The sequence below is a fragment of the Methylorubrum podarium genome (assembly GCF_040270385.1).
Taxonomy (GTDB): Bacteria; Pseudomonadota; Alphaproteobacteria; order Rhizobiales; family Beijerinckiaceae; genus Methylobacterium; species Methylobacterium podarium.
On the sequence record NZ_JBELQE010000128.1, the window covers coordinates 1 to 7,142 of the forward strand.

9 protein-coding genes are annotated in these 7,142 nt (G+C 72.4%); 2 read left to right on the forward strand and 7 right to left on the reverse strand.

Annotation, left to right across the window (positions count from 1 at the left end):
* Positions 1 to 25 precede the first annotated feature (25 nt).
* A complete protein-coding gene (locus ABS772_RS24740) occupies positions 26 to 1,165 on the forward strand; it encodes a beta-propeller fold lactonase family protein (RefSeq protein WP_407943019.1) in 1,140 nt (379 codons plus the stop codon).
* A gap of 205 nt (positions 1,166 to 1,370) precedes the next feature.
* Here ABS772_RS24740 and ABS772_RS24745 read toward each other — a convergent pair whose 3' ends face one another.
* Positions 1,371 to 1,571 (reverse strand): hypothetical protein, encoded by a 201-nt coding sequence (locus ABS772_RS24745; RefSeq protein ID WP_238255595.1) that lies wholly within the window; start codon positions 1,569 to 1,571, stop codon positions 1,371 to 1,373.
* A gap of 52 nt (positions 1,572 to 1,623) precedes the next feature.
* Positions 1,624 to 2,658 (reverse strand): hydantoinase/oxoprolinase family protein, encoded by a 1,035-nt coding sequence (locus ABS772_RS24750; RefSeq protein WP_238255596.1) that lies wholly within the window; start codon positions 2,656 to 2,658, stop codon positions 1,624 to 1,626.
* 3 nt (positions 2,659 to 2,661) lie between these two features.
* On the opposite strand from ABS772_RS24750, the gene ABS772_RS24755 reads away from it, so the two are divergent.
* The gene (locus ABS772_RS24755; RefSeq protein WP_350397336.1) at positions 2,662 to 3,357 is read left to right on the forward strand and encodes a HisA/HisF-related TIM barrel protein; all 696 of its coding nucleotides are present in this window, start codon (positions 2,662 to 2,664) and stop codon (positions 3,355 to 3,357) included.
* Positions 3,358 to 3,369: 12 nt separating this feature from the next.
* On the opposite strand, the gene ABS772_RS24760 is transcribed toward ABS772_RS24755, so the two are convergent.
* The 5 genes from ABS772_RS24760 to ABS772_RS24780 all read right to left on the reverse strand — a co-directional run bounded on the left by ABS772_RS24760 (position 3,370) and on the right by ABS772_RS24780 (position 7,017).
* A complete protein-coding gene (locus ABS772_RS24760; RefSeq protein ID WP_238255598.1) occupies positions 3,370 to 3,843 on the reverse strand; it encodes a hypothetical protein in 474 nt (157 codons plus the stop codon).
* A gap of 17 nt (positions 3,844 to 3,860) precedes the next feature.
* Positions 3,861 to 4,298 carry a hypothetical protein gene (locus ABS772_RS24765; protein WP_350397338.1) on the reverse strand — a complete coding sequence of 146 codons (438 nt, stop codon included), beginning with the start codon at positions 4,296 to 4,298 and terminating at the stop codon, positions 3,861 to 3,863.
* Between the two features lie 174 nt (positions 4,299 to 4,472).
* Positions 4,473 to 4,985 (reverse strand): 5,6,7,8-tetrahydromethanopterin hydro-lyase, encoded by a 513-nt coding sequence (gene fae, locus ABS772_RS24770; protein WP_012453694.1) that lies wholly within the window; start codon positions 4,983 to 4,985, stop codon positions 4,473 to 4,475.
* Between the two features lie 245 nt (positions 4,986 to 5,230).
* Entirely contained in the window at positions 5,231 to 6,106 is an 876-nt protein-coding gene (locus ABS772_RS24775; protein WP_350397339.1) for a triphosphoribosyl-dephospho-CoA synthase, read from the reverse strand.
* Positions 6,103 to 7,017: an ATP-grasp domain-containing protein gene (locus tag ABS772_RS24780; RefSeq protein WP_350397340.1), complete on the reverse strand. Its 915-nt coding sequence runs from the start codon at positions 7,015 to 7,017 to the stop codon at positions 6,103 to 6,105. The genes ABS772_RS24775 and ABS772_RS24780 overlap by 4 nt, the downstream gene beginning before the upstream one ends.
* Positions 7,018 to 7,142 lie beyond the last annotated feature (125 nt).

Genomic DNA, 7,142 nt, shown 5'->3' on the forward strand with positions numbered 1-7,142 from the left:
GGCGCGCCGCGGGGGGGCCCCCACCATCCCCCCCCCGCGGCGCCGGCCCTGCCCTCCCCCCGCGGGGGGAGTGGGTGGCCCCCGATGGGGGTCGGGTGAGGGGAGCGACCTCTCCGGAAGCGTCGCCCCCTCTCCCGCCCGCTCCGCGGGCACCCTCCCCCGACCCAAGTCGGGCTTGCCCGCCTTGGGCGGATGCTTGCGGATCTCGGGCAGGCCCGAGATCCGTGGGGGGAGGGCTCTTCTCGTCCTCGCCGGCTTCGTGCTGTCCGGCCCCGCCCTCGCGCAGGAAGCCCTGGTCACGGCGCAGCTCGGCAACGCCGTCGAGATCGTGGATCTCGCCTCCAAGAAAATCGTGCAATCGATCCCCGTGCCGGGGGCGCCGGCCGGCATCGCCCTCTCGCCGGATCGCAAGACCGCCTACGTCACCCGCCCCGAGGGACACGGCGTCTCGGTGATCGACCTCGACGCCCGCAGGGTGCGCGCGAGTCTCGACCTGCCCGGCGGCCCGCTCGGCATCGGCGTCAACCCGAAATCCGGCGAGGTCTACGTCGCCGACTGGTACGGCACGCGGGTCTTCGTGCTGCGCCCGGACGCGGACGGCCTGGCGCTGGAGGGCGAGATCGCCACCGGACAATCCCCCTCCGGCATCGCCGTCACGCCGGACGGCGCCACTTTGCTGGTCGCCAACCGCGAATCCGACTCGGTCTCGATCGTCGACGTGGCGAGCCGCCGCGAGACGCGACGGGTCGCCGTCGGCCAGCACCCGTTCGGCCTGACCCTCTCGGCGGACGGCGCCACCGCCTACACCGCCAACGTGGTCTCGAACGACGTCTCGGCCGTCGACGTCGCGGCCGGCCGCGAGACGGGCCGCGTCGCCACCGGCCAGCGGCCCTACGTGATCGCGCTCGCCGCCGGCAAAGGCTTCGTGACCGACCAGTATTCCAACACCGTGACGGTGTTCGACCCCGCGACCCTGAAGACGCTCGCCGCCATCGATGTCGGCGACCACCCGGAGGGGATCGCCGCCACCCGGGACGGGAAGACGGTCGTCGTCGCCAACTGGGGCGACAACGGCTTAAGCCTGATCGATCCGTCGAGCCTCACCGTCACCGGCACGGTCGAGACCGGCGACGGGCCGCGCTCCTTCGGGGATTTCTTGCGGTAGCCCGGAGTGCATTCCGACGAAGTGGTTGCCGGTTCGTCGAAAGAATGCGCGTCAAACCAATGACCTGGAGACGCCGGCCTGATGCAATCAGGCCGGATACGGCTCCAGAGCATCGTCCCGAAAGGTGGTTGCCGGCTTTCGGAAAAAGACGATGCAGAACAAAAGCCTAGAGCATCGTCCCGGATCCGATATCCAGGACGATGCTCTACGCCGCCGCGGGCGGCTCGCCGGACCCTGTCTCGGCGGGTGAGTTGAGGATGTCCTCCAGCTCGTCCACGAGGCGGTCGATCTGGTCGTCGCTCGCCAGCACCCGGGTGGTGCGTCCGTCCACGGTCTCGAAGGCCAGCTCGATGGACTCGCCCGTGCGGGTGGCCAGAATCCGGGCGAGCTTGTTCCCTGCAGTCATCGGCATCTCCTCGTGGATTGTCCCCGTCAACGCGCGGAAACGGCCTCGTTCCTCACGCGATTAGGCCGACGGCGACCGCCGGCCCGCAGGTCGAGACCCAGGCGGCCTCCCCGCCGTCCAATCGGCCGGCGATCACCGCGGTGAGGGGCAGCGGGCGGCGGCCGAGCCGGGCGGCGAGCCGCTCGGCTAGGAAGCGGCCGGCGCCGCAGACGACGAGGGGCGCGTCCTCGGGGAGATCCGGGCGCGAGAGCAGCACGGCGGCGGCATCGTGCAGCGGGCGCAGCTGCGCCTCGGCGAACCACGCCGCCAGCGCCCGCCATTCCTGCGCGCTCCCCTCCCCCCGGTCGCGGCCGACCATGCGGGCGAGGCGCGTCTCGGATTCGGGGATCGACTTGCCCTTGAGGTCGGCGCTGTGCTGCTGGTCGGCCCCTTCGGGCAGGTCGCCGGTCAGGCGGTAGATGTCGGCGGTGCCGGCGAAGGTCTCCGCCATCAGCGCCGTGCGCCGGCCGCGCCAGGGCGCGTGGGTCGCGAAGGCGAGGAGCGGCGTGCGCACCACGCCGGTATAGACGAGCTCGCCCGTCTCCAGCCGCTCCGCGTCGCTGTAGCCCCGCGCGGCGGGCGCGCCCTTCACGATCGGAATCAGGTCGGCGGTGGTCGAGCCGATATCGACCAGGAGCGCGTTCGCCTCGTGGCGTCCGACCAGGGCGGCGGTGGCGTGCCAGTTGGCCGAGGCGATGTCGGCGGCCTGCCCGCGGGCGGCCTCGGCCGGCACGAAGCCGGCGCGGCCGGCATAGATCCGCACGCTGCCGGCGAGCGTCGCGGCGGCCCAGGCGGAGAGCTGGTGCACCCCGTCCGCCCGGTCGGCGAAGCAGTCGGTCAACTCGCCGGTCATGGTGACGGCGTGGTGGGCCTCGCCCCGGGTCCAGTCCGGCATCTGCGAAAGCGTCTCGTCGAGAGCGGGGACGCCGCGCCAGAGCCGGCAGGGCGCCTGCACCGCCTCGACTACGCGGCCGTCCTCGACGAGCGCCGCCTTGACATGCACCCCGCCGAGATCCCACCCGATGACCCTGTTCCTAGTCCGGTTCACGCGATGTCTCACGGTTCTGAGGGGCGGCCGTTCCGGCTGATCCCGGTGATCGACCTGCGCCGGGGGCAGGTGGTGCGCGCCCGCGCGGGCGAGCGCGACGCCTATGCCCCGATCGACACCCCCTTGGCCAGGGGCTCGGCGCCCGCCGACGTGGCCCGCGGCCTCCTCGACGCCGTCGCGACGGACCGGCTCTACGTCGCCGATCTCGACGCGATCATGGAGGGCCGGGCGCCCGACCGCGCCAGCCTGGAGGCGGTGGCCCGCGCCTGTCCCGGCGCGACGCTGTGGGTCGATGCCGGCTTCTCCGACTTTTCCGGGGTCGACCGCTTCACCCGGCTCGGCCTCGGCCGCCCGGTGATCGGCAGCGAGAGCCAGCGCGACGCCGATCTCGTGCGCGCGCTGGGCAACCGTGCCGTGCTCTCCCTCGACAGCCGGGGGGAAGAACGACTCGGACCGGACGCCCTGCACGCGGACGCGCGGACATGGCCCGAGGAGGTGATCGTGATGACGCTGGCGCGGGTCGGCACCGGCACCGGTCCCGATCTCGTCGGGATTTCGCGCGCCGTCGCGCTCGGACAGGGCCGGCGGATCTACGCGGCCGGCGGGGTGCGGGGGCCGGAGGACGTGACGCGGCTCATCGCGGCCGGCGCGGCGGGAGCGCTCGTCGCCTCGGCGATCCATGACGGGCGGCTGCGCTGAGGCTGGCGGCGCCTACGGCGTCAGGGCGCCCTGGATCACGTACATCTCGCCGACCACGGCCGTGACGTCGATGCGCTCCGGCCTCAGCTTGCCATGGGCGATCTGGTTGCGCAGCGCATAATAGAACTGCACCCGCGCCCACGGACTCTTCGCGCCGCCCTGCCGATCGAGGACGAGGGCGGTGCGATCCTCGAAGCTGAGGCCCGAGAGGCGCTTCTCGTCCGGATTGTACAGATCCCAGGCGCGTCTCACCGCCCAATCCGCGTGGCCCCGCCGCGCGCGGATGGCCGAGCGGCAGGCATCGTCGATGGCGCTCTCGAGCTGACCCCAGCAGATCACGAAATAGGCCTGGTCGTTGAGGCGCTGCTTGGCCTCGATCCGATCCGCGCCCGACCCGTCACCGCTCTCGATCAGGGCCGCCCGGAGCGCTTCGAGATATGCGTCGATCTCGGCATAGAGAGCGGCCAGGGCCACCAAGTCCTGCACGGCGCCGGCCCGTGCCGTCAGCGCAAGACGGACGACAAGACCGAGCGGTCCAGCGGGACGGCCCGCCGTCGATCCGACAGGGGCACGAGGACCCAATCCGGTTCCTCGAAATTCGCGGCCCTGTCGAGGATGAGATGATGGTCCGCTCCCCGCCGAAGGTCGAGGCGGCCGTTGGCGCCGACGATCCAGAGGCCCCGCGGCTCGATCGTCGCGGCCGGCGCCTCATCGGCCAGCAGGTCGAGCACCGGAAGTTCGCGCGGCGGCAGATCCACCTCGCGCATCGGCTCCTCGATCATCCGCACGCGCCGCGTCCGCCTGGACGACCAGCCGGGCGGAAGCCAGGACTCGATCCGGCCGTACAGGCCGGCGATACGCTGCGCCCAATCCTCCACGCGGTCCTCGACCTGCGCGCGCGTGAGGACATCGGCCGTCAGTTCTTCGAGGACGTCGGCCATCGGCGGCCTCCTCCGGGGTGTCTCACCGTCATGAGGTGCCACCGCAGCGCCCAAAAAGAAAGGGACGGCCGAAGCCGTCCCGATCCATCAACGTCCAAGGAAGATCGAAGCCAGTCGCTGGAGCAGACCCCGCGGTGCGGGCGGAGGCTCGCTCTGCCCAGGACTGTCCCCGATCTAAGCGTTGGCGGCGAAGGGGTGCTGCGCCGAGTTGCGCTGCTCAGTCACCGTCGCGGCCTTCGGCTCGCCGTTCACGGCGCGCTGGATCGAGAGCTTGGTGGCCTCGTAGTTGTACTTCTGGATCTTGGCGTCGTCGGCCGCTTCCCAGTGGATGAACACGCCGACCAGCACGTACAGGTCGTCGGCCTCGTCCGCCGGGATGATGCCCTCGGCGACCGCATCCTGCACCGCCTTGGCGACGCCGTGCTGGGCCGGGCCGAACATCTGGACGGCCTGACGGGCGTCGTTGATGGTGACCTTGTTGAACATCAGCGTGTTCGGCTTGCACGGCAGGTTCGGCGCGATCACGGCGAGCAGGCTGGTGAAGCCGTGCTTGTTGTTCACGAGGCCGTTGCAGAAGGCGGTCTCGGCGGGCGAACCGCGCGGTCCGATGATGAGGTCGATGTGGGCGACCTCGTTGCCGTCGCCGACGAGGGCCTCGCCGACCTGAACCTTGGTGATCTTTGCCATTCGGGGTCTCTCCCTGGATTCCTGAAAAAAGGCCCGCCCTGAGAGGAGGCGGGGCCGGAAGCCATCCTTGTTCGCGGCGCCCGGCAGGGGCCGAGCCGGTTAGCCCGGATAGCGGCGCGGACCCTACAGCGGGGCCCGGCATCGAACAACCCGCGCAAGGCCCTGAAATCGGCGATTTTTTGGATAGCCGGGGGCCTTGACGCGCCAGGATCCGTCCCCTCGCGGGCGCGGGGTTCGGCCAAGGCTCAAGATGTCTCGCCGCGGGCGGACAGGAGCGCGTCGAGGAACAGCGTCGCGACGGTGAAGTCGGCGCTCGTGCCGGGGTTCAGACCCGCCTCCTTCAAGGCACGGTCGTAGGCCAGCAGCGCCTCGACCGGGGCCGCGGCGAGGTCGAGCCCTGCGAGTCGCGCCCGCGCCTGCGCCCGCACCGCCTCGGCCCGCTCCGGCCCGTGCTTGCGCGCGATATGGCTGTCCGGCACCGCGGTGAGGTAGGCGAGATGCACGGCCGTCGTGGTCCAGGGCGGGACGAGCCCGCGCGCCCGTGCGTCGGCCAGCGCCGGCAGCCCGATGGCGAACAGATCGCGAAAACCGTCCGCGTAGGCGCGGGCGATGCGGTCGCGCGGGGCGGCCTCTTCCATCGCCGCGCGCAGCGGCGGGACCGGCCCGTCATCGGCCGGATCCCGGGACACGTCGTGGCGCTCGGCCCGGCCGAGGCCGCCGGGATTGGCCCGGCGGATCGCCGCGAACACGTCGCGGGAATCCGACGCGTCGAAGGTCGCCAGCACGGCGCTCAGGGCTTCGCTCAGCCGACCGGGCGCCTCCGCGGCGCGGGCGAGCGGCGCGCAGAGGAGCAGGATGCCGAGATTGGTGTTCTGGCCCACGGCGGCGATCGTCGCCTCGACGCCGCCGCGGACCCGGCGGCCCACCCGCGCACCCGCCTCGGCCAGCGGGGGTGCCGAGACGTCGGCGCTGGTGACGAAATCGGCGGTCACCATGCGATGGCCGGGGGCGTAGCTGTGCACGTTGCCGGGTTTCAGCGCGTCGAGTTCGGCGAGGCAGGCGGCGCGGTAGAGATCGGCCACCGTCGCCGCCGGCAGGCCGCCCTGCGCTGATCCGGTCATCCGAGCGCCGAGACCAGCCGCGGCGGGCGGGCGGCGCGCACCGCGTTGAGGAAGCCGCGGGCGACCGCTCCGGCGATGTCGACCTCGGTCACCTGCTGCAGGCCGGACCAGGCCGGCATCGAGTTGACCTCCAGGACGAGGAAGCCGCCCTCGCCGTCCTCGACGAGGTCGATGCCGGTGTAATCGACGCCGACCGCCGCCGCCGCGGCCTCGGCGAGTTCGGCGGCGCGGGCCGGGACGTCCCAGGCGAAGGGGCGGCCGCCGCGGTGGACGTTGGTGATCCAGCCGTCGCCCTCGCGGATCATCCCGGCGATCGCCCGAGCCTCGCAGACGAAGACGCGGTAGTCGCGCCACAGTCCGTCCGCCCGCGGCACGTAGCGCTGCAGGTAGTAGACGCCGCTCACCGCCTCCTGCGCCGGCAGATCATCGGGGTGCTCGAGGAGCATCAGTCCCTCGCCCTGCGAGCCGAACAGGGGCTTCAGCACGATCGGCCGTCCGGGCCGCGCCTCGCGGGCGACGATCTCGGCCGCCGCCTCGCGCTTCGAGACGACGAAAGTGTCGGGGGTCGGCAGGCCGGCGCGGGCGATCAGGAGCGAGGTGGCCGCCTTGTCCACCGAGCGCTCGATGGCGGCCGGCCCGTTCCAGACGGTGACGCCGGCGGCCTCCAGCGCGTGGAGCACGCCGAGCCGCATGGTGGTGGCCTCGAAGGTGCCGCCGGCGATGGTGCGCAGCAGGACGCCGTCCGGCAGGCCGTCCGCGAAGCCGGGCACCCGCAGCGGCTCGCCGCCGCCGGTCACCACGGCGACGTCGGCGAGGGAGAACAGCACCGGCTCGACGCCGAGGCCGCGCAGGGCCTCCCGCAGCCGCGCCTTGTGCCAATTGCCGTTGTCGGCCGCGAGCCCGATGCGCATGCGTTGTTCCAGTTTGTCTCAACCCTCCCCCCTCCGCGCGGGAGGGGGCCCGCGGAGCGGGCGGGTGAGGGGCCGGCTCAGGCCCTTCCGGACGCGGCGTTCCCCTCTCCCGACCCTCGCTTACG